Source organism: Azospirillum sp. (genome assembly GCF_050789165.1).
The window spans coordinates 13092-35677 of record NZ_JBOZRT010000085.1; the positions used below are offsets into that span (position 1 = coordinate 13092).

At 69.6% G+C, this 22586-nt stretch carries 26 protein-coding genes; 16 read left to right on the forward strand and 10 right to left on the reverse strand.

From position 1 onward, the window contains the following. Nucleotides 1-6 precede the first annotated feature (6 nt). The 7 genes from ACRWK7_RS18725 to gcvA form a co-directional block, all read right to left on the reverse strand. Entirely contained in the window at nt 7-606 is a 600-nt protein-coding gene (locus tag ACRWK7_RS18725; RefSeq protein WP_431857801.1) for an energy-coupling factor transporter transmembrane component T family protein, read from the reverse strand. Next, on the reverse strand, nt 606-1280 hold the full coding sequence (locus ACRWK7_RS18730) for an energy-coupling factor ABC transporter ATP-binding protein (protein ID WP_431857802.1): 675 nt from the start codon (nt 1278-1280) through the stop codon (nt 606-608). The genes ACRWK7_RS18725 and ACRWK7_RS18730 overlap by 1 nt, the downstream gene beginning before the upstream one ends. 11 nt (nt 1281-1291) lie before the next feature. After that, complete coding sequence (locus ACRWK7_RS18735; RefSeq protein ID WP_431857803.1) at nt 1292-2275, reverse strand: zinc-dependent alcohol dehydrogenase family protein; 984 nt, start codon at nt 2273-2275, stop codon at nt 1292-1294. A 310-nt stretch (nt 2276-2585) separates the two neighbouring features. Beyond that, nucleotides 2586-3725, reverse strand: coding sequence for a DegT/DnrJ/EryC1/StrS family aminotransferase (locus ACRWK7_RS18740; RefSeq protein WP_431857804.1), 1140 nt, complete (start codon nt 3723-3725; stop codon nt 2586-2588). A 233-nt stretch (nt 3726-3958) separates the two neighbouring features. Then, nucleotides 3959-4339, reverse strand: a complete 381-nt coding sequence (locus tag ACRWK7_RS18745; protein WP_431857805.1) for a cupin domain-containing protein — start codon at nt 4337-4339, stop codon at nt 3959-3961. A 36-nt stretch (nt 4340-4375) separates the two neighbouring features. Next, on the reverse strand, nt 4376-5086 hold the full coding sequence (locus ACRWK7_RS18750) for a nitroreductase (RefSeq protein WP_431857806.1): 711 nt from the start codon (nt 5084-5086) through the stop codon (nt 4376-4378). Nucleotides 5087-5215: 129 nt separating this feature from the next. Continuing rightward, entirely contained in the window at nt 5216-6091 is an 876-nt protein-coding gene (gcvA, locus tag ACRWK7_RS18755) for a transcriptional regulator GcvA (protein WP_431857807.1), read from the reverse strand. A gap of 104 nt (nt 6092-6195) precedes the next feature. Here gcvA and ACRWK7_RS18760 point away from each other — a divergent pair, with 104 nt between their 5' ends. The 11 genes from ACRWK7_RS18760 (at nt 6196) to ACRWK7_RS18810 (ending at nt 15088) form a co-directional block, all read left to right on the forward strand. Next, complete coding sequence (locus ACRWK7_RS18760) at nt 6196-6660, forward strand: Zn-ribbon domain-containing OB-fold protein (RefSeq protein WP_431857808.1); 465 nt, start codon at nt 6196-6198, stop codon at nt 6658-6660. Between the two features lie 7 nt (nt 6661-6667). Beyond that, a complete protein-coding gene (locus ACRWK7_RS18765) occupies nt 6668-7819 on the forward strand; it encodes a thiolase family protein (protein WP_431857809.1) in 1152 nt (383 codons plus the stop codon). A gap of 25 nt (nt 7820-7844) precedes the next feature. Then, nucleotides 7845-8591, forward strand: coding sequence for an SDR family oxidoreductase (locus ACRWK7_RS18770; protein WP_431857810.1), 747 nt, complete (start codon nt 7845-7847; stop codon nt 8589-8591). Nucleotides 8592-8599: 8 nt separating this feature from the next. Further along, a complete protein-coding gene (locus tag ACRWK7_RS18775; protein WP_431857811.1) occupies nt 8600-9403 on the forward strand; it encodes an enoyl-CoA hydratase/isomerase family protein in 804 nt (267 codons plus the stop codon). A gap of 62 nt (nt 9404-9465) precedes the next feature. Continuing rightward, nucleotides 9466-10005 (forward strand): TRAP transporter small permease, encoded by a 540-nt coding sequence (locus ACRWK7_RS18780; RefSeq protein ID WP_431857812.1) that lies wholly within the window; start codon nt 9466-9468, stop codon nt 10003-10005. Beyond that, nucleotides 10002-11288, forward strand: a complete 1287-nt coding sequence (locus ACRWK7_RS18785) for a TRAP transporter large permease (protein ID WP_431857813.1) — start codon at nt 10002-10004, stop codon at nt 11286-11288. The genes ACRWK7_RS18780 and ACRWK7_RS18785 overlap by 4 nt, the downstream gene beginning before the upstream one ends. Nucleotides 11289-11356: 68 nt before the next feature. Beyond that, nucleotides 11357-12391, forward strand: a complete 1035-nt coding sequence (gene dctP, locus ACRWK7_RS18790; protein ID WP_431857814.1) for a TRAP transporter substrate-binding protein DctP — start codon at nt 11357-11359, stop codon at nt 12389-12391. A 40-nt stretch (nt 12392-12431) separates the two neighbouring features. Then, the gene (locus tag ACRWK7_RS18795) at nt 12432-13670 is read left to right on the forward strand and encodes a CaiB/BaiF CoA transferase family protein (RefSeq protein ID WP_431857815.1); all 1239 of its coding nucleotides are present in this window, start codon (nt 12432-12434) and stop codon (nt 13668-13670) included. Next, a complete protein-coding gene (locus ACRWK7_RS18800) occupies nt 13667-14071 on the forward strand; it encodes a PaaI family thioesterase (protein WP_431857816.1) in 405 nt (134 codons plus the stop codon). Before ACRWK7_RS18795 ends, ACRWK7_RS18800 begins: the two co-directional genes overlap by 4 nt. After that, nucleotides 14071-14772 (forward strand): AzlC family ABC transporter permease, encoded by a 702-nt coding sequence (locus tag ACRWK7_RS18805; protein ID WP_431857817.1) that lies wholly within the window; start codon nt 14071-14073, stop codon nt 14770-14772. The genes ACRWK7_RS18800 and ACRWK7_RS18805 overlap by 1 nt, the downstream gene beginning before the upstream one ends. Continuing rightward, a complete protein-coding gene (locus ACRWK7_RS18810; protein ID WP_431857818.1) occupies nt 14759-15088 on the forward strand; it encodes an AzlD domain-containing protein in 330 nt (109 codons plus the stop codon). The genes ACRWK7_RS18805 and ACRWK7_RS18810 overlap by 14 nt, the downstream gene beginning before the upstream one ends. 167 nt (nt 15089-15255) lie before the next feature. On the opposite strand, the gene ACRWK7_RS18815 is transcribed toward ACRWK7_RS18810, so the two are convergent. Beyond that, a complete protein-coding gene (locus tag ACRWK7_RS18815) occupies nt 15256-16068 on the reverse strand; it encodes a class I SAM-dependent methyltransferase (RefSeq protein WP_431857819.1) in 813 nt (270 codons plus the stop codon). A 227-nt stretch (nt 16069-16295) separates the two neighbouring features. On the opposite strand from ACRWK7_RS18815, the gene ACRWK7_RS18820 reads away from it, so the two are divergent. The 4 genes from ACRWK7_RS18820 (at nt 16296) to ACRWK7_RS18835 (ending at nt 20220) form a co-directional block, all read left to right on the forward strand. Then, the gene (locus ACRWK7_RS18820; RefSeq protein ID WP_431857820.1) at nt 16296-18290 is read left to right on the forward strand and encodes a BTAD domain-containing putative transcriptional regulator; all 1995 of its coding nucleotides are present in this window, start codon (nt 16296-16298) and stop codon (nt 18288-18290) included. Nucleotides 18291-18459: 169 nt separating this feature from the next. Continuing rightward, nucleotides 18460-19590 carry a CaiB/BaiF CoA transferase family protein gene (locus tag ACRWK7_RS18825; protein ID WP_431857821.1) on the forward strand — a complete coding sequence of 377 codons (1131 nt, stop codon included), beginning with the start codon at nt 18460-18462 and terminating at the stop codon, nt 19588-19590. A gap of 8 nt (nt 19591-19598) precedes the next feature. Continuing rightward, the gene (locus ACRWK7_RS18830) at nt 19599-19970 is read left to right on the forward strand and encodes a hypothetical protein (protein WP_431857822.1); all 372 of its coding nucleotides are present in this window, start codon (nt 19599-19601) and stop codon (nt 19968-19970) included. Between the two features lie 13 nt (nt 19971-19983). Beyond that, nucleotides 19984-20220 carry a hypothetical protein gene (locus tag ACRWK7_RS18835; protein WP_431857823.1) on the forward strand — a complete coding sequence of 79 codons (237 nt, stop codon included), beginning with the start codon at nt 19984-19986 and terminating at the stop codon, nt 20218-20220. 76 nt (nt 20221-20296) lie between these two features. Here ACRWK7_RS18835 and ACRWK7_RS18840 read toward each other — a convergent pair whose 3' ends face one another. Together ACRWK7_RS18840 and ACRWK7_RS18845 are read right to left on the reverse strand one after the other, a co-directional pair. After that, nucleotides 20297-20776 carry a VOC family protein gene (locus ACRWK7_RS18840; RefSeq protein WP_431857824.1) on the reverse strand — a complete coding sequence of 160 codons (480 nt, stop codon included), beginning with the start codon at nt 20774-20776 and terminating at the stop codon, nt 20297-20299. Between the two features lie 203 nt (nt 20777-20979). Next, nucleotides 20980-21867: a DMT family transporter gene (locus tag ACRWK7_RS18845; RefSeq protein WP_431857825.1), complete on the reverse strand. Its 888-nt coding sequence runs from the start codon at nt 21865-21867 to the stop codon at nt 20980-20982. Between the two features lie 153 nt (nt 21868-22020). Between ACRWK7_RS18845 and ACRWK7_RS18850 the strand changes: the two genes are divergently transcribed. Next, a complete protein-coding gene (locus tag ACRWK7_RS18850; protein ID WP_431857826.1) occupies nt 22021-22464 on the forward strand; it encodes a MarR family winged helix-turn-helix transcriptional regulator in 444 nt (147 codons plus the stop codon). Nucleotides 22465-22586 lie beyond the last annotated feature (122 nt).

Genomic DNA, 22586 nt, shown 5'->3' on the forward strand with positions numbered 1-22586 from the left:
CCGCCCTCATCGCGGATCATACCCCCGCGCTTCCAGCGCATCGCCCAGCGTGTCGGCCATGCGCAGGGTCTTCACCAGGAGCGGGACCAGCAGCGCCAGCGCGCTGCGCTCCACGCCGCGGGCGCGCTGCGCCATGCGGATCTCCTGCACCAGGTCGAACAGCACGGGGATCAGCCGGATGGTCAGCGCCAGCATCAGGCTGAGCTTCCCGGCGTTCACCCCCAGGGGCCGCAGCACGCCCAGCACCCGCTCCAGCGTCTCGATCATGTCCGACGCGCGGGTGGTCAGCGTCACCAGGGCCGACAGCAGCACCAGCAGGCACACCCGCGCCGTCACCACCGCCGCGGTCTGCCAGTCGGCGAAGACCGCCTGCGCCGCGAACAGCACCAGCAGGATGGGCAGCAGCGGGCGCAGCTGGTCGGCCGCCGTGCGCGCCGGCAGCCGGGCCAGCGCGAACAGCCCCAGGCACGCCACCAGCGCACCCCCCAGCAGCGCCAGGTCGGCGACGAAGAACACCCCCGTCGCCGCCACCGCCAGCCCCGCCAGCTTCCAGCCGGCCGGCAGCGCGTGCACGGGGGATTCGCGGTGCAGGTACAGCCCAAGCATCAATCCATCCTCGCCACGTAGGCGGCGAGCGCCGGCCCGGGCGCGCCGTCGGCGACCACGCGGCCCTCGTCCAGCACGATGACCCGCTCGGCCTCGGCGACGAGGTCGAGGTCGTGCGAGACGACGATGGCGGTCTCCGGCAGGTCGCGGATGACCCGGGCGATGGCGCGGCGGTTGCGCAGATCGAGCAGCGTGGTCGGCTCGTCGAACACCACGTGCGCCGGCTCCAGCACCAGCACCGAGGCGATGGCCAGCAACTGCTTCTGCCCACCGCTCAGCAGGTGCGCCGGCCAGCTGCGGTGCCCGGTCAGGCCGAAGCGCTCCAGGGCCGCGTCCACCCGCCGGGCGATCTCGTCGCGCGGCAGGCGCAGGTTCTTCAGGCCGAAGGCGACGTCCTCCTCCACCGTGGGGTAGACGATCTGCACGTCCGGGTCCTGGAAGACGAAGCCGACGCGGCGGCGCACCGCCCTGGCGTCCTTGCGGGTGTCGAGGCCGTCCACCAGCACCTGGCCCTCGTTGGGCACGATCAGGCCGTTGAGCAGCCGGGCCAGCGTGCTCTTGCCCGAGCCGTTGCTGCCGACGATGGCGATGCGCCGTTCGGCCAGGGTCAGGTCGATGCCGCGCAGCACCTCCCGCTCGCCGTACCGGTGCCGCACGTTGCGCAGCTCGATCACTTCCCGTCCTCCTAACCGACCAGCAGCACCTTGCCGCGGCGCCCCGAAGCCTCGGCGGCGCGCACGGCGGATGCCGCGTCGGCAAGGTCGTAGGTCGCCGCGACCGGCAACGCAAGCCGGCCGTCGGCCACCCGCGCGATCACCGCGTCGAACGCCGCCCGCCACTCGGCGGCGGAACACCGGTCGACCCAGCGGCGCAGCCAGTAGTCGGCGGCGCGCAGGCCCCGCCGCGCGAGGTCCGCCGGGTCGGGCCGCAGCAGCGCGCCCGAAAGCAGGCCGTAGGACAGCAGCACCCCGCCCGGCGCCAGATGGTCGAGCAGCGCCGCCCCCTCCGCCCCGCCGACCGCGTCCAGCCCGGCCGCCGCGCCCTCCGCCGCGCCGAGGCCGGCCAGCACCGGACCGAGCGGCTCGCGCGCCGTGTCGACCACCGCGGCGGCGCCGAGGGCCAGCAGCTCGTCGGTGTAGGCGCCGCTGCGCACCAGGGCGACCATGCGCAGCCCCAGTTCCCGGCACAGCCCGGCGGCGAGGCGCCCGCAGGCCGAGCCGGCTGCGTTGACCAGCAGCACGCTGTCCGGCGGCAGCCGCAGCTCCTCCGTCAGCATCAGCCAGACGGCGACGGGGTTGATGTAGAGCTGCGCCGCCGCTCCGTCCTCCACCGCGTCCGGCACCGGCACCGCCCATTGGGCCGGGGCGGTCACCAGCTCCTGCCACGTCCCGGCGCCGCGCAGCGGCAGCACGCGCCTGCCGATCAGGTCCGGCGGCGCGCCGGGCCCGGCGGCGAGCACGGTGCCCACCCCTTCCCAGCCGGGAACGGAAGGCAGCGGCGTGTGCTTCGCGTAGGTGCCGCGGATGGTCAACAGGTCCGAGGGGTTGATGGAGCGCGCGTGCACGCGCACCAGCAGCTCGCCGGGGCCGGGTTCCGGAGGCGGCGCCTCGGTCAGACACAGCACCTCCGCCGGCTCGCCGAAGCGATCGTAACGGAGGACACGGGGCATGGCGGGACTCCCTTGGTGACGGCGCCGTCGCATTTATTCGCAAGCTTCGCACCGCCACAAGGGGGCGCGTTGCGGAATCGTGCCAATCTGCAAGGAGATTCGCCGGAACGCGAACGAATTTGCGAAGGCTGCGAACAGCCGTTCCTGCCGTGCCTGCTTCGCTCGACGCGCCTTCGCCCACGTCGCCCGCCTCCGGGTTCCAGATGCGAAGCAGGCAATTCGCCTTTCTCGGATGTGCTCTGACGGCCCGAATGCGTCCCGCCTGTGGGCAGGTCAATTCCGCAATGGAGAAGGTGGCCGCCTGCGCGAGCTATTTTGACACGATGAAATCAATGATGTCGCAGATGCGGTGTGCGTCGTTCAGCGTGAGCGCTCCGAAGAACGGCAGGCAGAGGACTTCGCTGGCCACCTTGTGCGCAACAGGAAGACAAGCATGGCTGGCGCTTGGCAGCGTTCGATAATAAATATAATCACTGCACAGTGGGTAGAAATATTTCCTCGACATGACGTTGAATTTTTTCATTTCGTCATAGATGTGATCACGACTGACGCCGCATTCGATGTCATCGACACGAATCGCAAAATATTGCTGGCTGACATCAACCCCCTCCTGCACAACGGGAAGCGTGATGCCGGGCCGCGTTCCAAGGCGTTGACGGTAAATATCCGCAACCCCCCGTCGTCTCGCCTGCTCGTCCTCGACCATGTCCAAGATGATCAGACCGAGGGCGGCCTGGAGTTCGCTCATCTTTCCGTTGATGCCGGGCATCAAAACGGTGAACTCATCTTTGATGCCGAAATTCTTAAGAAGATCGACCTGATTTTTGACCTGCGGGTCGCGCAGAACAAGGGCGCCGCCTTCGGCTGTATGGAACAGTTTGGTTGCGTGAAAGCTGAGCATCGTCGCGTCACCGAAGTCGGTGACCGAGCGACCATGGATCCGGCTACCGAACGCGTGCGCCGCATCATAGATCACGCGCAGCCCATGGCGGTCAGCGATCGTCTGCAGCCCTTCGACATCGCAGGGAGTGCCAAAGACGTGGACCGCCAGGATGGCGGTGGTGTTGTCAGTGATCAACGGTTCAATATTCGCCGGATCCAGATTCATCGTTGCCGCATCGATATCGGCAAAGACCGGCGTGATTTTGTTCCACGAGAGCACGTGGGGTGTCGCAGGAAAGGTGAATGGCGTGGTGATAACCTCCCCGCTCAGGCGCAAGGCCTGACAGGCGGTCACCAACGCTGTCGTCCCGTTGCTAAAAAGAGAGATATTCGGGTTTGAAAAATACGCCCCCAACGCCTTTTCGAGGGCGATGTGCTGAGGGCCGCCGTTCGTAAGCCACCCGGACGACCAGATCTGGCTCAGGCGTTCCACATAGGATGCAAGCGGCGGCAGCATCGGTCTGGTAACGTAAACCGGCTGGTCAAACGCGGATGGAATGGCGGCCATGTGGCTCCTGGCAGTTCGCGAATGTGCCGGACGTCTTTCCAGATTGATCGAGGGGCCCAGATTGATCGAGGAGCGACGAGTCAGATCACGGTACGCGGCGGCAGCCATGACGGCAAGCGGGGTGGGGCGGCGTCGGACTGGCCGGCCTCATCAACCATGCCCAGGTCCGTCCGGTGCAACAGGCCGGAGGGAACGCCAATCCACACCCCGTTCGGCCTGGAGCAGCCGCCGATTCAGCGGATGACCCGGTCGGGATTCTCCTCGTAGGGCGGCGCGTAGACGACCAGGAGTTCGGCCGGGCTCTCCCCCAGCGCGACGACGACGTGCGGCTCCTCGGCTGGGAAGAAGCAGCAGTCGCCGGCCGTGAGCTCCGCCTCCTGACCACCGACTTTCACATTGATGCGTCCGGAGAGCACGTAACACACCTGTTCAAGACCGGGATGCGCGTGCGGCAGGGCGCCTTCGCCCGGCTCCAAGGTTCCGTGGACCACTTCGACGTGCTGCGCCCCGACCGTGTCGCGCCCGATCAGGCGGCGGTTGGTCGTGCCGGTGTGGTTGGCCGGGTGATAGCCCTCGACCTCGTTTCTGCGCACGAAAAAGCGCTGTGCGGCCATGGTGTTTCCGCTCCTGTGTTCTTGCGGTGGGGGGTGTCAGGCGGGGTCGTTCCAATGGAACGCGGCGAAGCGCTCGAGCGGTTCGCGGTGGGTCTCCAGGCGGTTCTCCGCGGCCGCCTCGTCGGCGTGGCCGAGCGCGATGCCGCAGACCAGGACGTCGGCATCGGGGATCGGCAGGTGCTTGCGGATGAGGCGGTGGTGCTTTGAAAAGGACTGCTGCGGGCAGGTGTGCAGCCCGAAGCCGCGGGCGGCCAGCATGATCGACTGCACGAACATGCCGAGGTCCAGCCAGCTGCCGACCTCCAGGTCGCGGTCGATGGTGACGAACAGGCCGACCGGGGCGTCGAAGAAGGTGTAGTTGCGGGCGTACTGCCGGTCCATCCGCTCCTTGTCGCCCTTGCCGATGCCGAGCAGCCCGTAGAGGTCGAGACCGAGACGGCGCCGGCGCGCCAGGTACGGGTCGCGCCAACTGCGGGGATAGTAGTGGAACTCCTCGTCGGTGGACAGGCCGCGGTCGTGCGCGTCGAGAAGGTCGCGGCACAGCGCGTCGCGCGTCCGGCCGGCGACCACGTGGACCTTCCAGGGCTGGATGTTGGATCCGCTGGGCGCGCGGGCGGCGAGGCGCAGAATCTCCTCGACCACCCCGCGGGGCACCGGCGTTCCGGTGAAGGCGCGGACGCTGCGCCGGGTCCGGATGGCGTCGAACACGGACACGTGGGGAGAGACGGATTCCGGCGGAATCGACATGGGTACGCTCGTGCGGAAAGTGGGGGAGCCGCGCTCCGGCGGCCGCGGCATGCCCCTCACTCTGCCGGTGCGGCCGATCCGGTCAATCGAGTTTTTCGCCGCGATCGTTGAGCGGAGCGCAACGGAGCCTCATTGCGTCTTCAGCCACTGGCGGAAGGCCTCCAGTTCGCGCGTGCGCTCCCGCCCGATGGGGAACACGAAGTAGTAGGTGAATTCCGCCATATCGAGTTCGACGGCGAAGGGCTGGCAGAGGCGGCCCTGCTTCAGGTCGTCCGCGACCAGGGCCTTCTGCGCGATGGCCACCCCGTGCCCCTCGGCCGCCGCTTGGTAGGACATGGCGGAGCTTTCGTACTTGATGCCGGCGTAGGCGTTGACGTCCTTCGCCCCGGCCGCGCTCAGCCAGCGCGCCCAATCGTCGGGGCGGGCCAGCGAGTGAAGCAGCAGGATCCCGGCGAGGTCGTCCGGCTGGTTCAGCCCGCGCTCCGCCGCGAAGCGCGGGCTGCACACCGGCACCAGCAGGTTCTGCATCAGCCGGTCCGCCTGCTGGCCCTGCCAGTTGCCGGATCCGAGCCGGACGGCGGCGTCCACGTCCTCGCGATCGAAGTCCACGGCGTCCAGCGAGGCCGACAGCTGCACGTCGATGTCCGGGTAGAGGCCGTGGAAGCTGGCGAGGCGCGGGATCAGCCAGCGCATGGCGAAGGTCGTGTACGCCCGCAGCTTCAGCGTCGGCCGACCCTTGTCCTCCTTCAGGTGGATGGTCGCGTTGCGCAGCCCGGCGAGGTGCCGGCTCACCTCGGCGAAATAGCGCTCGCCCGCAGGCGTCAGGGCGACGGCCCGGTGGCCGCGGGTGAACAGCTCGGTACCGAGGAATTCCTCCAGCACCTTGACCTGCCGGCTGACCGCGCCGGCCGTGACGAACAGTTCGGCCGCGGCCTTGCGGATGCTCATGAGCCGTGCGGCGGCCTCGAAGGCGCGCACGGCGTTCAACGGGGGAAGGCGATTCATGCAACGAAGCATGGCGCAATCGTTGATCTCAGGTCAACGATTTGCACAAAAATAATCGGTTGAGGGAACGCATCATCAGGCGATAGATGTCAGTCTGTCAGGGCATGGACAACGCCGCCACAGCCCAAGAAACACCACAGAATATGAGCCGCCTGCGGCTCGCAGGAGGAAATATGGCCGGTGCGCCAGGCAGTCATGCTGCGCCCAATCCCGCGCCCTTCACGAAGAATGACGCGGGTCAGGTGGTTCTGACCGCATCGCGGCATCGGACTTCGGAAAAATACTACTTTCCGGTGCTGCCCGACAGCATTCCGGTTGCGCGCGATTGCGAGACGGTGACCCTGTCGCCGGAGGCAACGCTGTACAGCTTCACCGTCGTGCATCCGAGCCCGAAGTCCGGCCAGCCGCCGTTCATCCTGGCCTACGCCGACTTCCCCGAGCGGGTCCGGGTGCTGGGCCGGCTCAAGCTGCCGGACGGCGCGCGCCCGGGCATCGGCGCGCGGCTGCGCCTCGAACTCGACGCCACGGCCGGCGGCGAGCCGACCTACGTCTTCGTTCCTGTCCAGTGAGGCGCCAATGACCCGCGACATCCACATCTCCGGCGCGGCGATGACCAAGTTCGGCCGCCACGACGCCGTCCCGATGCCAAGCCTCGCGCAGGAAGCCATCCTGGGCGCCCTCGCCGACGCCGGCCTGGGCCTCGACGATCCGCAGGCCTTCTACTGCGGCAACGTTTACGGCGGCATGATTCTCGGACAGACGCTGGTGCGCGACCTCGGCCTCGCCGGCGTGCCCATGTACAACGTGGAGAACGCCTGCGCCAGCGGCGCCACCGGCGTCCACCTCGCCCGCCACGCGCTCCTCGCCGGCATCTACGACACGGTCGTGGTGTTCGGCGTCGAAAAGCTGACCCAGCTCGGCGGCGGCTCGATCCCGCTCCAGCGCAACGACTACAAGACCGACCTGTACGCCGCGCAGGGCATGACGCTGCCGGCCATCTACGCCATGCGCGCCACCCGCTACCTGCACGAGACCGGCCACGCGCCGGAGGTGCTGGGCCAGGTGGCGGTGAAGAACCGCCGGCACGGCGCCCTCAACCCACTGTCGCAGGCCCGCACCGAGGTCTCGCTGGAGGAGGTGATGGGCTCGCGCAAGGTGTACGAGCCGCTGACCCTGCTGCAGTGCTGCCCGTCCACGGTGGACGGCGCCGCCGCGGTGGTGCTGACCACCAAGCCTCCCGCCGCCGGGCGCCCCGCCGTGCGCGTCCGCGCCTCGGTGGTGCAGTCGGGCAAGCGCGAGGAGGGGCTGGACGACATCCTCGACGCCGAGATCACCGCCCGCGCCGCCCGCATGGCCTTCGAGCAGGCCGGGCTCGGGCCGGACGACCTCGGCGTCATCGAACTGCACGACGCCTTCACCATCGCCGAGCTGCTCTACTACGAGGCCTTCGGCCTGTGCGGGCGCGGCGAGGGGCCTCGGCTGCTCGCCGACGGCGTCACCGCGCTCGGCGGCCGGGTGCCGGTCAACCCGAGCGGCGGCCTGATCGCCAAGGGCCATCCGCTGGGCGCCACCGGCGTGGCTCAGATGGTCGAAGTGGTCTGGCAGCTCCAGGGCCGCGCCGAGGGGCGCCAGATCGAGGGCGCCAAGGTGGGCCTGACGCAGTGCACGGGCGGCGGCATCGCCGGCGTCGATCACGCCGCGTCCGCGGTGCACATCCTCAGCGTCTGACGACGCGCATCCGGGAGAAGACATCATGCAGAACGAGGTTGCCGTCGTCACCGGCGGCGCCCGCGGCATCGGCTACGGCATCGCCGGAACGCTGGTTCGGGCCGGGTACGCCGTCGCCCTGTTCGACATCGACCCGCAGGCGCTCGGCGAAGCCGTGGAGAGCCTGTCCGGCGACGGTGCGACGGTCCGCGGCTACCGGGTCGACGTGACCCGCCGCGAAAGCGTCGACGAGGCGGTCGGCGCCGTGCTGACCGAGTTCGGCCGCATCGACGTGCTGGTCAACAACGCCGGCATGGCGCGCGACAAGCGCTTCGTGAAGATGCAGGAGGAGGACTGGGACGCGGTCATCGCCGTGAACCTCAAGTCGCAGTACCTGTGCTGCCGCGCCGTGGTGCCGGGCATGGTCGAGCGTCGCTACGGGCGCATCGTCAACATCTCCTCCCGCGCCTGGCTGGGCGGCTTCGGGCAGGCCAACTACTCGGCGGCCAAGGGCGGCGTGGTCAGCCTGACGCGCAGCCTCGCCATCGAGCTGGCCAAGGACGGCGTCACCGTCAACGCCATCGCGCCGGGCATCGTCGACACGCCGCTGTTCCAGACCTACACGCCGGAGATCCGCGAGAAGCTTGGCAAGACGGTGCCGGTGGGCCGGGTCGGCACGCCGGAGGACGTGGCACAGGCGGTGCTGTTCTTCGCCGGCCGCTCCTCGTCGTACGTCACGGGACAGACGCTCTACGTCTGCGGCGGCCGGTCCCTGTCGAGCCCGAGCGTCTGAGCGCCGCCATGACCGTGCACATCGCCATCACCGAACACGTCGCCGAGATCACCCTGAACCGGCCGGACGCGCTGAACGCGCTGCGGATCGAAGATCTCGAGGCGCTCCAGTTCTGCCTGACCGAGGCGCGCGACAACCCGGACGTCCGCGTCGTGCTGCTGACCGGCTCGGGCACCCGAGCCTTCTGCGTCGGCGCCGACCTCAAGGCGACGCTGCCGCCGTCGGCCAGCTTCGCGGAAGCCTACCTGCTCTCCACCGACATCTCGGCGCACAACGGGCTGTACCCCCGCCTGATGGACCTGTCCCGGCTCAAGCTGTGGAAGCCCCTCGTCGCGGCCGTGAACGGCCACTGCCTGGGCGGCGGGCTGGAGATCGCGCTCCAGTGCGACCTGCGCGTCGCCTCCAGCACGGCGAGCTTCGGCCTGCCGGAGGTGGTGGTCGGCAGCATCCCGGCGGTGGGCGGCATCCAGCACCTGCTGCGCGGCATCCCCAGCGCCATCGCCATGCGCATGCTGATGACCGGCGAGCGCATCGGCGCCGAGGAGGCGCAGCGCATCGGCCTCGTCAGCGACATCCACGCGCCCGAGGACCTGATGCCGAACGCCCGCGCGCTGGCCAACCGCATCGCGCGCAACGCGCCGCTGGCCGTGCAGATGGTGAAGAAGCTGGCCGTGGACAGCGCCAACCTGCCGGTGCGCGAGGCCGTGGCGCTGACCGAGATCGGCTGGGGCGTCCTGCGCGACACCGAGGACCGGATCGAGGGCCGCAAGGCCTTCGCGGAGAAGCGTACCCCCGTCTACCGCGGCCGGTAAGGAACGGCGGCGCCGCGCCGGCGCCGCTTCATAAGTCAAGGGCTCCGAGGGAGGACGCCATCATGGACCGCATATTGGCGGGATCGAGGCACGTGGAGCGGATCGCCACCTGGGGCGGATGCGCCTGCCTCATGTTGCTCATGCTCGTCGTCACCGGCGACGTCGGCTTCCGGTATTTCCTGAACCAGCCGTTCTCCTGGTCGCACGACGTCATCACCCTGTACATCACGCCGGCACTGTTCTTCCTGACCCTGTCGGACGCCCATCGGGTCGGCGCGCAGGTCAACGTCGATGTCCTGCAACGCGCCCTGCCGGTGCCGGTCCGCCGGATCACCGACGCCCTGTGCGACCTGGCGGCCATCGCGGTGTTCGCGCTGATCGCCTACGGCGGCGCGCTCCGGGCCCTGGAGAGCTGGGAGAACGGCGACGTGATCGCCGGCCACATCGCCTGGCTCACCTGGCCGTCGGCCGCCCTCGTTCCGCTCGGAGCCGGGATGCTGGTCCTGCGCCTCATCTCGTCGCTGATCGCCAATCTGGTCGGCAACGGCGATGCGTACGCCCGGCCCCACGAGCGCCTGCACGCCGAAGGAGCCTTCGAATGACCGTCGCCATGATCATGCTCGCGCTGTTCGGCCTGCTGGCCCTCGGCGCCCCGGTCGGCTTCGCCATGCTGATCTCGGGAACCGCCGGCCTGCTGCAGGTCGGCAACCTGGAAGGGGTGCTCGGCATCCTGCAGACCGCGCCGCTGACCGTGGCCGGCGCCTACGAGTTCATCACCATCCCGCTGTTCCTGCTGATGGCGGAGTTCATCCTGCTGAGCGGCATGGCCGACGACCTGTTCCGCGCCACCGCCGCCTGGGTCGGCAAGGTGCGCGGCGGTCTTGGCATGGCGACCGCGCTAGCCGGCGCCGGCTTCGGCGCGGTGTGCGGCACCAGCACCGCGTCGGCGGCGACGCTGTCGGCCACCAGCCTGCCGGCGATGATCAAGCAGGGCTACGAGCCGAGCCTGGCGGCCGGCGTGGTGTCCATCTCCGGCACGCTGGCGATGCTGATTCCGCCCAGCGTGGCGATGGTGGTGTACGGCCTGCTGGCCAACGTCAACATCGGCCAGCTGCTGGTCGCCGGCCTGCTGCCCGGCATCCTGGTGACGCTGACCATCATGGTCACCGTTTACATCCTGGCCTGGCGCCGTCCCGAGGACGCGCCGTCGGCCGAGCCGGTGTCCTGGCGCGAGAAGATCGCGCTGCTGCGCGTCGTCGGCCCGATGCTGACGCTGTTCGGCGCGGTGACCGGCATCATCTACACCGGCATCGCCACCCCGACCGAGGCGGCGGCGGTGGGGGCGTTCGGCGCCTTCCTGCTGCTGTGGCGCAGCGGCCGGATGACCGGCGCCAACGTCCGCCACGCCCTGCTGCGGGCGGCGCACGGCAGCTCGATGGTCATGGTGATCCTGCTGGGCGCCAGCGTGTTCGGCTACTTCTTCGCGCTGACGCAGGTGACGCAGGACCTGGTGGCCTGGGTCGGCACGCTGGAGGTGTCGCGCTGGGTCATCCTGGGCCTGGTGCTGATGGGCTACATCGTGCTGGGGTCCTTCATGGACCAGATCGCGATCCTGGTGCTCACCGTTCCGGTGGTGGTGCCGCTGATGCAGTCGCTGGGCTTCGACCTCGTGTGGTTCGGCGTCATCAAGATCGTCACGGCGGAGATCGGCATGATCACGCCGCCCATCGGCCTCAACTGCTACGTCGTGGCCCGCTATTCCGGCCGGCCGGTCAGCGAGGTGTTCCGCGGGACCCTGCCGCACTTCGTGGCGCACATCGTCGCCATCCTCATCCTGGTGGCCTTCCCGCAGATCGCGCTGTGGCTGCCCGGCCAGATGCGCTGACCCCGGCCGTCTTCCGTCAACCGACAGACCCGACACAACCAACCAACGTTCCCGAGGGAGGATCACCCATGAAGCGCATCATCCTGTCGTCCGTCGCCGCGATCGCCATTGCCGGCTGGGCGTACGGCGCCCAGGCCCAGGGCAAGGTCACCCTGCGCGTGGCCGACTCGCTGCCGGCCGGGCACATCATCTCCGACACCTCGACCAAGCCGTGGATCGAGCTGGTCCAGAAGCTCTCGAACGGCCGCATCGAAATCCAGTACTACCCGGCCGAGCAGATGGGCAAGGCCAAGGACCTGCTGCAGCTCACCCAGGCCGGCATGATCGACGTGGGCTACGTCGGGCCGTCCTACATCTCCGAGAAGATGCCGCTGTCGGCGGTGGCCGAGCTGCCGGGCTCCTTCTCCAGCACCTGCCAGGTGATGTCGGCCTATTGGGAGCTGGCCGGCCGCGAGGGCGGTTACCTCTACGAGCACGAGTTCAAGCCCAACAAGATCCGCCCGCTGTTCATCGCCGCGCTGCCGCCCTACCAAGCGGTCCTCGGCGGGTCCGCGCACGTCGCCAGCGCGGCCGACCTCGCCGGCAAGAAGCTGCGCGCCAGCGGCGGCGCCCAGGACCTCACGCTGCACAAGCTCGGCATGGTGCCGGTGCGCATGGCGCCGCCGGAGATCTACGAGGCGATGTCGCGCGGCACGACCGACGGCACGCTGCTCTCCTTCGTCAGCGTCGAGTCCTACAAGCTGGCCGACATCACCAAGAGCGCCACCACCGGCCAGAACTTCGGCACCGTGATGGTCACCTATTCGATCAGCGACGCGAAGTGGCGCGGCCTGCCGAAGGAGGTCCAGGAGATCCTGAAGAGCGCCGGCGACCAGATCACCCGCAGCGCCTGCCAGAACTTCGACGCGCAGGAGACGGCGGCGACCGAACGGCTGAAGGCGCAGGGGGTGAAGTTCGTCACCTTCGGCAAGGAGGACCAGGACAAGATCGACGCCGCCACCAGCCAGGTCGCGCTCGACTGGGCGAAGGCCCTGGACCAGCGCGGCAAGCCGGGCACCGCGACGCTGGAAGCCTTCCGCGCGGCGTTGGCGAAGAACAAGTGACCGGCGCGCCGGCGCAACGCGGGATTGTTGGAGACGCATCATGACAGCGCCTTTGCAGGGAATCCGCATCGTCGACATGACGACGGTGATGATGGGCCCCTACGCGACGCAGATCCTGGGAGACTTCGGAGCCGACGTCATCAAGGTCGAGTCTCCCGGCGGCGACAGCATGCGGGCGGTGGGGCCGGCCCGCAATCCGGGGATGGGGGCGCTGTACCTCCACGCCAACCGGAACAAGCGCAGCGTGGTCATCGACCTGAAGGCGCCCGAGGGGCGGTCGATCCTGCTGAAGCTGCTGGAGGACGCCGACGTGTTCGTCTTCAACGCCCGCCCGCAGGCCATGCAGCGCCTGGGCCTCGGCTACGAGGCGGTGGCGGCGGTGAATCCCGGGATCGTCTACGCCGGCGCACACGGCTTCGGGTCGGACGGCCCGTACGCCGGGCGTCCGGCCTACGACGACCTGATCCAAGGGCTGGGGGCGGTGCCGTCCCTGGCCATGCAGGCGGGGGGTGGGCACCCGCAGTACGCGCCGGTGGTGCTGGCCGACCGGGTCGTCGGCCTCAACCTGGCGAACGTCATCATGGCGGCGCTCCTGCACCGGGCGCGGACCGGAGAGGGGCAGCAGGTCGAGGTGCCGATGTTCGAGAGCATCGTGCAGTTCGTCCTGGGCGACCACATGGGCGGTCGCACCTTCGACCCGCCGCTGGGCGACATGGGGTACGGCCGCCTGCTGGCCGAGCATCGCCGGCCGTGCGAGACGCGGGACGGCCACATCTGCGTCGTCGTCTACACCGACCGCCACTGGCGCGCCTTCTTCGAGCTGATCGGCAAGGGCGACCTGTTCGACCGCGACCCCCGGCTGCGCGACATCACCGTGCGCACCCGCCACATCGGGGAACTGTACGGCATGGTGGCCGACGAGCTGAAGACCCGCACCACCGCCGAATGGCTGGACGCGCTGACCCGGGCGGACATTCCGGCGATGCCCATGCACACGCCGGAGAGCCTGCTCGACGACCCGCACCTGAAGGCGGTGGACTTCTTCCAGCCGGTGGAGCATCCGACCGAGGGACGCCTGCTGACGATGCGCGTGCCCTCGCGCTGGTCGGCGACGCAGCGCGAGAGCCACACGCCGGCGCCGCGCCTCGGCGAGCACACCAAGGCGGTGCTGGCCGAGGCGGGCTTTCCCGAGGCCGAGATCCGGCGCTGGCTGCACGACGGGACGGTCGGAGCACCGGCCGCCAGAGTCGCGGCCGAGGGATCGGCGGACGCCGCATGAGCCTCGACCTCGACGACAATCCCTTCCTGACCATGCTCGGGCTGTCGCTGGTGCGGTGGCGGCCCGATCTGGCGGAGTTCGCCCTGGAGATCGAGCCTCGCCACATGAACCGGCAGGGCACCCTGCAGGGCGGCGTGGTGGCGGCGATGCTGGACGCGGCCTGCGGCTATTCCGGCCTGCACACGGACGCGGAAGACGTCGAGCGGCACGGGCTCACCCTGTCGCTCACCATCAACTACGTGGCCCGCGTCTGCAGCGGCCGCATCCGCGCCGTCGGGCGGGTGACCGGCGGCGGGCGGAGCATCTACTTCGCCAGCGGCGAGATCCGCGACGAGCAGGATGCGATCGTGGCGATGGCGCAGGGCAGCTTCAAACGCCGGGAGCACAGGAAGGGGGCGTAATGGACGCGCAGTCGGCCTGGGTGCAGATCCGCGATGGCGTCCTCGACGGCGCTCCGCTGGCGGTGTCCTACTTCATCCTCGCCTGGAGCCTGGGGCACTACGGCGTGGCCGTGCTGGGCTTCGATCCCGGGTACGTGTCGCTGCAGTCTGTCCTCATGTTCTCCGCCCAGGCGCAGTTGGCCGCGCTGAAGACGCTGAGCGCCGGCGGCAACGTCATGCTCGCCGTTCTGCTCGCGCTGTTCATCAACGCCCGCTTCATGCTGATGGCGGCGTCGCTGGCCCCGCACTTCCGCGGCCATCCGCTTCCGGTGCTTGCGGTGCTGAGCCACGTCGTCGGCAATGGGCCGTTCGCCACCGCGGTGCGGCGCTTCTCCGTCACCGGCGGCCAACCGCTGTTTTTCGGCACCGCCGGGTTCGTAGGGTATGCCGGATACTGCTTGGGCGCCTGCGCCGGGGCGTTCCTCGGCACGGGGCTGCCGGAGAGCATCGAAAGGGCCGCCAGCTTCGCGCTCCCCGCGTTCCTGATCACCATGATCGTGTCGGGCATCAGGGCGGGCGGACGCTCCATGGCCCTGCTGGCCGTGGCCACCGCTGCGGCGACGCTGGCGACCGCCCGCATCGCCGGGGCGGACGCGGCGCTGATGGCCGGACCGATGATCGCCGCAACCTGGATCATCTGGAGGAGCCATGGACGCACTTGATCCGCCGACCCTGGCGCTCGGGCTGATGACGATCGGCACCTATCTTCTGCGCGCGGTTCCGCTCGCGCTTGTCTCGCGCCTGACGCTCCCGCCGGCCGTGGACTTCTGGCTGCGTTGCGCGGCGGAGGGCGTGCTCGCCGCCTTCATCACCCTGCTGTTCTTTTGGGACGGTGGGGAGCAGGTTCCGCTCATCCGCTTCGACCATCTCGTCGCCGGCGCCGTGGTGGTCTCCGTCCATTTATGGCGGGGAAACGTGCTGCACTCCGTGCTCGCGGGAACGGTCTCCTACGGCCTGATCGCCGGCCTGACGCACTGAGGCTCAAGGGGGGAGGCACCGTCAATGTGGTGGCGGCGAGCGGCATTGGCCTTGTGCGGACATGCAGACCATCCGCCGCCGCAGAAGCACGGAGGCGGCAGGTTCACGGCGGCCCGCCCGAACGTCCGGCGGGATCGCGTCACCGCGGTCCCGCCGGCTCCAGGCCTCTACCGCCGCACGCCGAGGGTGAGCACGAAGGTGCGCGGCACGTGGATGCCCTCACCCTCGCGGTAGCGCTCGTGGAAGGCGACGAAGTCCCGCTTCAGGGCGGATCGGCGCTCGTCGTCGAGGCTGGCGGCCAGGGCACGCGTCGGGCCGTAGCCGGAGACGAAGGTGTTCCAGGCCGCCTCGCCGCCGGTCTCGACGTAGTGGCTGGTCTGGGTCGTGATCGTCAGTTCGAAGGCGTCGCCCAGCAGTTCTTCCAGCCGCTCGCGGCGGCCCCAGGCGAAGGGTGACACCGCCGGAGCCGCCGCCATGTACGGGCGCATCACCGAGAACATCTCGGCGACGGTGCCGTCGGGCGTCCAGGTGGCCAGGGCCAGCCGGCCGCCGGGCCGGCACACGCGGGCGAGCTCCCGGGCTGCCGCTTCCGGCTTGGCGGCGAACATCACCCCGAACGTCGAAACCACGGCGTCGAAGCTGCCGTCCGCACAGGGCAGCGCCTCGGCGTCGCCCAGCCGGTAGTCGATGGCCAAGCCTTCGGACAGGGCGCGCGCGGCGTCCAGCAGGCCGGCGGCGATGTCGATCCCGGTGACGTGCGCGCCGCGCCGGGCGCAGGCCCGCGCCGTGATGCCCGTGCCGGTCGCGACGTCGAGGATGCCCTCCCCCGGCCGGGGTGCGAGCCCGGCGACGGCTGCGTCGATGCCGTCGTAGACACCGCGGATGATCTCTTCGTAATCCCGGCCGCCGGAACTCCACACGGCGGCGGCGCGTTCGTTGTGCGGCTGAATGGCGGGGGCGTTGGTGATCAGGCCGTCCATGGTGCTCTCCTTGGTGAAAGGGGATGCCCGATGCCGTCGGGCTTCGGCCAGGAGGATGACCGGGCCCCGTCCGACGCGCGTCGCCCGGCCGTCAGCCGACGCGTCAAGGACGCGTCAAAACGCAGCCCCCTCCTTCAGAGGTAACCCCCTGCGGCCGACGCGTGTCGGACAGGCGCCGTCCAGCCTGCTATGGTCCTGGCCGTGGGCAACCTCCTCTTCGGTGCGGGATGGACGGGCCGACGCTTCGGCTGCTGGGCGGCTTCTCGCTCGCCGATGCCGGCGGGCAAGCGCTCGGTCTGCCCGGACGCAACACGCAGTTGCTGCTCGCCTGCGTGGCGCTGAACGCGCCACGGCCGGTGCCGCGCGAGCGCCTGGCCGGCCTGCTGTGGGACGAACGCGAGGAGCGGCGGGCTTTGCACAGCCTGCGCCAATGCCTGATGGAGTTGCGCCGCCTCGGCGATCGGGCGGGAGGCGAGCTGATCCGCGCCGACCGGACCTCGGTGTCGCTGGCCCTGCCCCTTGAGTGCGTGGACGGGCTGGCGGTTGAACGCTTGGCGCGGGAGGGCACGCCCGACGCCTTGCGCGCCGCCGCCGCCCTGTGCGCGGGCACGCTGCTGCCCGAGGCGGAGGCCGTCACGGAAGGCTTCGACGACTGGCTTGCCGGCGAGCGCGCCCGCTTCGCCCGGCTGGCGGCCGGCGTCTTCGCGCGCCTGACGGCGCTGTGCGAGGCGGAGGGGCGCTGGGAGGGCGTGGTGTCCGCCGCCGAGCGCTGGCTGGCCCTCGACCCGGCCTGCGAGGAGGCGCACCGCAGCCTGATGCGGCTGCACGCGCGGCACGGGCGGCGGTCGGACGCCGTGCGGCAGTACCAGGTCTGTGCCGCGGCGGTGCGTCGTTGCCTCGACGCCGAACCGGAAGAGGAGACGGTCGAGCTGTTGCGCAGCATACGCGGTCGCCTTCCGGCCGCACCCACGGTCGGGGCGCCTGCCGGACCGCTGCTCGACCTTCCTCAACCGGAGCGCCCGGCCTTGCCGGATCGGCCATCACTGGCCGTGCTGCCCTTCGGAACGCTTGGCGGACCGGCCGAAGCGGGTGGCTTCGCCGACGGGGTCGCCTCGGACGTCCTCGTGCGGCTGTCGCGGCTGCGCTCGCTGTTCGTCATCGCCCGCGGCTCGTCCTTCCGCTTCCGCGGCGCCCAGATCGACCCGTGCACGGTCGGCCGGGCGCTCGGCGTGCGTTATCTGGTGACCGGGTCGGTCCGCACCCACGGCGGGCGGCTGCGCCTGACGGTCGAGCTGGCGCAAGCCGAGACCGGTGCCGCGGTGTGGAGCGATCTCTACGACCGGCGTCTGGACGATGTGTTCGCGGTCCAGGACGAGCTGGCCTCCCGCATCGCCGCCGCCCTCGACGCCGAGATCGAAGCGGCCGAAATGCGGCGCGCCCTGACGGCTCCGGCGGCCTCCCTGGACGCCTGGAGCGCGTATCACCGCGGCCTGTGGCACATGTTCCGGTTCACCCGCGACGGCAACGAAACGGCGCGTGCCCTCTTCCAGCACGCGCTCCGAACCGATCCGCTGAGCGCCCGGGCGCACGCCGGCCTGTCGTTCACCCACTTCCAGGATGCCTTTCTGCACCACACCGGCCATCGGGAGATCGAGGCGGAGCGCGCCTATCGCTTCGCCGAGCAGAGCGTTTCCCTGGACGAGCGCGACCCGGCGAGCCACCTGGCCCTGGGCCGCGCGCTCTGGCTCCTGGAAAGGCAGGCCGACGCGGTCGAGGAACTGGCCCTTGCGGTCGATCTCAACCCGAACTTTGCGTTGGGTCACTATTCGCTCGCCTTCGTCCAGGCCCAGGGCGGCGATGCGCGGGCCGCACTGCGCGCCGCCGACGTGGCGCAGCGGCTGAGCCCGTTCGACCCGCTGCTGTTCGGCATGCTGGGCGCGCGGGCGCTCGCATACCTGGATCTGAGGGAGCATGCCCAAGCGGCGGTGTGGGGTGAACGGGCGGCGCGCCGGCCGAACGCCCACGTCCACATTCACGCCATCGCCGCCTTCTCTACCGCCCTGGCGGACCGGCGGGAGGAGGCCTGGGGCTATGCCCGGCGGATCAAGGAGGTTGCGCCGTCCTACCGGTGCGGCGACTTCCTTGCCGCGTTCCGCACGCTGAGTCCACCCGTGGCCGAGCTCATCCGCCGCGTCGGACCGTGCATTGGCATTCCGTCCTGAGGCCTGCCGCGGCGTTCCCCTTCGCCACACTCCAAGCCACCGATACGCTGTGACCGGCTCCCTGCCCTCCGAACATGGCTTCTCGCGCCGCTGGTCGGGTGGGGCAGGCGCCTGGCACGAGGCCGCGGGCGCACTACAGTTTGATGGGCCACCACGCGCGGAGAACGCCATGGGTCCGCTGACCGGACTGCGAGTTCTTGATTTCAGCACCCTCATTCCGGGTCCGCTTGCGACCCTGCTGCTGGCCGAGGCCGGTGCGGAGGTTCTCAAGATCGAACGTCCCGGCCGCGGCGACGAGCTGCGGAGCTACGAGCCGAAATTCGGTCCGGACAGCGTGAATTTCGGCCTGCTGAATCGCGGGAAGCGCAGCATCGCCATCGATCTGAAGGCGGCGGACGCCATCGAGCGCCTGACGCCGCTGCTGCGCAGCGCGGACGTGCTGGTTGAGCAGTACAGGCCGGGTGTTATGGATCGGCTCGGACTCGGCTACGCGGCGCTATCGGCCATCAACCCGTGCCTGATCTACTGCTCGGTCACCGGCTATGGACACGACGGGCCCAAGGCGCAGACGGCCGGGCACGACCTGAACTTCGTTGCCGACGCCGGACTGCTGTCGCTCGCCGCGGACGGCGACGGCACCCCGGTGCTTCCATCCACCTTGGTCGGGGATATCGGCGGCGGCGCCTACCCGGCCGTGATGAACATCCTGTTGGCCCTGATCGAACGCACCCGAACCGGACGGGGCCGTCACCTGGACATCGCGATGACCGACAACCTCTTTGCGTTCCAGTATTGGGCGATGGGCGGCGGGCTTGCCGCCGGTCGGTGGCCGAAGCCCGGCCGCGAGCTGCTCACGGGCGGGTCGCCGCGCTACCAGATCTATCGAACAGCCGACGGGCGCTTCGTCGCCGCCGCTCCGCTGGAGGACAAGTTCTGGGCGACCTTCTGCAACATCGTGGGCGTGCCTGAGGATCTGCAGGACGACAGCCGGGACCCGGACGCCGCGCAACGCGCGGTGGCGGCGCTCCTGGCCGGACGGGATGCCGAGCATTGGCGCGCGGCGTTCGCTGGTCAGGACGTGTGCTGTTCCATCGTCGGCACCGTCGAGGAGGCCATGGCGGATGAGCACTTCGTCGCCCGCGGCGTCTTCGCGCGCCGGCTCGCCGCGGATGGCCGGACCATCCCGGCGCTCCCCACCCCGATCGCCATGGGCCTGCGGTCGGCTTGTCCGGAGGCCGGCTACCCGGCCCTGGGCGAGGCGAACGGCCTGCTGGCTCCCGGCCGGCAACAAGGCCTTTGAGCGCGCGCATGGATCTGCTTCAGGACGCCGTCGAGCCAGTCCGGTATGAACAATTCCTTCTTCGATCCCTGGCCGAACAGGCGTGGCATCGGAAACCGGATGGCCGCCCGTACCACTTCGTCGTCGGGTATGACGGCAACGGTCGGCTCGTCCGCTGCTTCGCCGACGGGGACGGGTTCTGCAGCGGGCTGGACACGGTTTGGTGGACGGACGGCGGTCGCTGGTACGGGCGTTGGCGTGAGGCCGGCGACGCGCCGTCCACGTTCCGCACAAGGATCATGCCGCTGGGCCCGACGGACGTCCTGAACATGCAAGACGAGGTGCGTCTCCTGCCGCGACGCGCGGAACACGTCTGCATCCAGGGAGACATCCCCGCCTAGGGAAGCCTGCACGATGACGGAATCACCGCCGCACGCCGCATGGCTCATCGATGGCGCCGGCACCACCCGCCGCCTCGTCGCCGGTGAAGCGGTCGCGGTCGTGTGGTTGGGAGAAACCGAATGGAACTGGCTGGTCACGAGGGCGGACGAGGACGTGGCGCGCGGCGGCTGCAGGACGGTCCGGGAAGCGCTCGCCATGGCTGAAACGGCGTTGCAGGCCGCGCTCTCCGGATGGCACGGCACGGGCTGAATAGCCATTGACGACACACGCCATTCCCGGCCCGGAGCGGATCTTCGCCCGGTCAGGATGGGCGCGCCCGGGATCGTCAGCCGCGCCGCGCCGCCTCGATCGCGGCGACATCGATTTTCGTCATGCCCATCATCGCGTCAAACGCGCGTTTGGCTTCATCGCCACCGGCCGCCAGCGCCTCGGTCAGCGCACGCGGCGTGATCTGCCAGGAGACGCCCCATTTGTCCTTGCACCAACCGCAGGCGCTTTCCTGGCCGCCATTGCCCACGATGGCGTTCCAGTAGCGGTCGGTCTCGTCCTGATCGTCGGTGGCGATCTGGAACGAGAAGGCTTCGGTATGATTGAACGCGGGCCCGCCATTGAGACCCAGACAGGGAATGCCGGCAACGGTGAATTCGACCGTCAGCACATCGCCGGCCTTGCCGGACGGGTAGTCGCTGGGAGCACGGTGGACGGCCTTCACCGAGCTGTCGGGGAAGGTCTCGGCGTAGAAGCGGGCGGCCGCTTCGGCGTCCTTGTCGTACCACAGGCAGATCGTGTTTTTGGCTATGGCCATGGCCTGTCCTTTCGCTCTTGAAGCCAATTCCGGCTTGGCTTCCCACGCCTTCGGAGGCGTTTCACAGCCAGGCTCAACGATACGCCACGATCAGCGAGGGCGCGTGCGCCATCTTACGCCCCGCCAGCGTGTCCTGGAAGATTATGGCGGTGGCACGAACCCCGGCGCGAGGTTCGTTCTCCTCCCTGTCAGCCGGGGCCTTCTCACGCCCTGCCCTCCGCCTTCGTGGTCATCAGCACGCCAACCGTGATGATGGCCGCTCCGGCCCAGGTCATCGTCTCGTACCGCTCGCCGAGGATCGACACTCCGAAGACGAGCCCGACCGCCGCCCCGACGTAGCCGATCTGGCTCAGGTACACCGGCCCGCCGACCGCCTGGAGCCGGAAGAACAGCGCAAACATCGCCGAGGCTGCGGCGACCTGCGCCAGCACCAGCAGCGGCGCGTCGGCGAGGCTCCCGACCGGCCCGCCGGCCCCCATCACGAGCATCCCGACCAGCAGCATGGCGGCGGAGGCGACGTGGCTGCCCACCGCCAGCTCGATCGGCCCGGCGCTCTTCGGCCAGTCTATGGTCCGGTAGATGTTGCCGGCGGCGAGGCAGACGGGGATGAGCAACCCGGCGACCACCCAGAGCGGCTCGGCCGGCTGCCCCGCCTCGCCGCGCGTCGCTGCCACCATCACCGCGCCGACAAAGCCGACGGCGATCCCGGCGATGCCCAGGGTGTTGGGCCGACGCTGGCGGAACAGGATCGACAGCCCCAGCGTGATGACCGGCGACAGCGTGTACATGACCCCGGTGTAGCCGGCGCCGAGGTGCGGAATCGCCGAGAACATCAGCAGGTTCGGAATGACGTAGGAGATCGCCGCGGTCACCGCGAAATAGCGCAGCCGGTGCGGCGTGAGCCTCACCGCACCCCGCCGCGCCAGCAGCGCGCAGAGCAGCACGGCCGCCGCTCCGGACGACACGACGAAGGCCCACAGCGGCGCGCTCACCCCGCCGTGCGTCGCCATCTTGCCGAACAGCGGCGTCAGACCGAGCAGCCCGCCGGTGGCGAGCAGAAGGCCGATGGCCGAATCCCAGAGTTTGGTCATGGAGGCATCCTGCTTGGCAAGGATCGCATATGGCGGTAATATTTTACATAAAGAATCTTTACGTCAAGATACTCGATGGTGAGAGGCATGGATCGGGCGGCTAGGGCGCTTGAACAATGGCGGCGGGAACGTCCGGACCTGGATGTCCGCCCGATGGTGGTGATCGGCCGGCTCAACGAGGCGGCGCTGCTGGTGTCGCGTGACCGGCTTGCCCCGGTCTTCGCGCGGTATGGCCTGCAGCATGGGGAATTCGACGTGCTGGCGACGTTGCGCCGCTCCGGCAGCCCCTACGCGCTAACGCCGACGGCGCTCTACGAGGCGACGATGGTGTCGTCCGGGGCGATGACCAACCGCCTCGACCGGCTGGAGCGCGCCGGCCTGATCCGGCGGGAGCCGCACCCCGGCGATCGGCGCGGCATCATCGTGCAGCTGACCGACCAAGGCCGCACCCTGATCGACGACGCGGTGACCGCCCACGTCGAGAACGAACACGCCATCCTATCGGGCCTCACGAACGGGGAGCAGGACACGCTCTCAGCCCTTCTTGGGAAGCTGATCGCCAGCCTGGAACCCCAGGGCGGCAAGAGCGGCGGCTGACGGGCCCGACCCCGCCGCCCTCCCCTTTTGCCACACCGACAGCGGCCCGGTAACGGGCCACCTCGGGCACGACCGCAGGTCATTCGAAGCGGCCACGTCGAATATCCGCACTTAGAAATTCG

Bases quoted from the DNA above. Each gene is read 5' to 3' on its own strand.
- ACRWK7_RS18725 (WP_431857801.1), bottom strand. From the start codon at position 606: ATGCTTGGGCTGTACCTGCACCGCGAATCCCCCGTGCACGCGCTGCCG.
- ACRWK7_RS18735 (WP_431857803.1), bottom strand. From the start codon at position 2,275: ATGCCCCGTGTCCTCCGTTACGATCGCTTCGGCGAGCCGGCGGAGGTG.
- ACRWK7_RS18740 (WP_431857804.1), bottom strand. From the start codon at position 3,725: ATGGCCGCCATTCCATCCGCGTTTGACCAGCCGGTTTACGTTACCAGA.
- ACRWK7_RS18745 (WP_431857805.1), bottom strand. From the start codon at position 4,339: ATGGCCGCACAGCGCTTTTTCGTGCGCAGAAACGAGGTCGAGGGCTAT.
- ACRWK7_RS18750 (WP_431857806.1), bottom strand. From the start codon at position 5,086: ATGTCGATTCCGCCGGAATCCGTCTCTCCCCACGTGTCCGTGTTCGAC.
- gcvA (WP_431857807.1), bottom strand. From the start codon at position 6,091: ATGAATCGCCTTCCCCCGTTGAACGCCGTGCGCGCCTTCGAGGCCGCC.
- ACRWK7_RS18760 (WP_431857808.1), top strand. From the start codon at position 6,196: ATGGACAACGCCGCCACAGCCCAAGAAACACCACAGAATATGAGCCGC.
- ACRWK7_RS18765 (WP_431857809.1), top strand. From the start codon at position 6,668: ATGACCCGCGACATCCACATCTCCGGCGCGGCGATGACCAAGTTCGGC.
- ACRWK7_RS18770 (WP_431857810.1), top strand. From the start codon at position 7,845: ATGCAGAACGAGGTTGCCGTCGTCACCGGCGGCGCCCGCGGCATCGGC.
- ACRWK7_RS18775 (WP_431857811.1), top strand. From the start codon at position 8,600: ATGACCGTGCACATCGCCATCACCGAACACGTCGCCGAGATCACCCTG.
- ACRWK7_RS18780 (WP_431857812.1), top strand. From the start codon at position 9,466: ATGGACCGCATATTGGCGGGATCGAGGCACGTGGAGCGGATCGCCACC.
- ACRWK7_RS18785 (WP_431857813.1), top strand. From the start codon at position 10,002: ATGACCGTCGCCATGATCATGCTCGCGCTGTTCGGCCTGCTGGCCCTC.
- dctP (WP_431857814.1), top strand. From the start codon at position 11,357: ATGAAGCGCATCATCCTGTCGTCCGTCGCCGCGATCGCCATTGCCGGC.
- ACRWK7_RS18795 (WP_431857815.1), top strand. From the start codon at position 12,432: ATGACAGCGCCTTTGCAGGGAATCCGCATCGTCGACATGACGACGGTG.
- ACRWK7_RS18800 (WP_431857816.1), top strand. From the start codon at position 13,667: ATGAGCCTCGACCTCGACGACAATCCCTTCCTGACCATGCTCGGGCTG.
- ACRWK7_RS18805 (WP_431857817.1), top strand. From the start codon at position 14,071: ATGGACGCGCAGTCGGCCTGGGTGCAGATCCGCGATGGCGTCCTCGAC.
- ACRWK7_RS18810 (WP_431857818.1), top strand. From the start codon at position 14,759: ATGGACGCACTTGATCCGCCGACCCTGGCGCTCGGGCTGATGACGATC.
- ACRWK7_RS18815 (WP_431857819.1), bottom strand. From the start codon at position 16,068: ATGGACGGCCTGATCACCAACGCCCCCGCCATTCAGCCGCACAACGAA.
- ACRWK7_RS18820 (WP_431857820.1), top strand. From the start codon at position 16,296: ATGGACGGGCCGACGCTTCGGCTGCTGGGCGGCTTCTCGCTCGCCGAT.
- ACRWK7_RS18825 (WP_431857821.1), top strand. From the start codon at position 18,460: ATGGGTCCGCTGACCGGACTGCGAGTTCTTGATTTCAGCACCCTCATT.
- ACRWK7_RS18830 (WP_431857822.1), top strand. From the start codon at position 19,599: ATGGATCTGCTTCAGGACGCCGTCGAGCCAGTCCGGTATGAACAATTC.
- ACRWK7_RS18835 (WP_431857823.1), top strand. From the start codon at position 19,984: ATGACGGAATCACCGCCGCACGCCGCATGGCTCATCGATGGCGCCGGC.
- ACRWK7_RS18840 (WP_431857824.1), bottom strand. From the start codon at position 20,776: ATGGCCATAGCCAAAAACACGATCTGCCTGTGGTACGACAAGGACGCC.
- ACRWK7_RS18845 (WP_431857825.1), bottom strand. From the start codon at position 21,867: ATGACCAAACTCTGGGATTCGGCCATCGGCCTTCTGCTCGCCACCGGC.
- ACRWK7_RS18850 (WP_431857826.1), top strand. From the start codon at position 22,021: ATGGTGGTGATCGGCCGGCTCAACGAGGCGGCGCTGCTGGTGTCGCGT.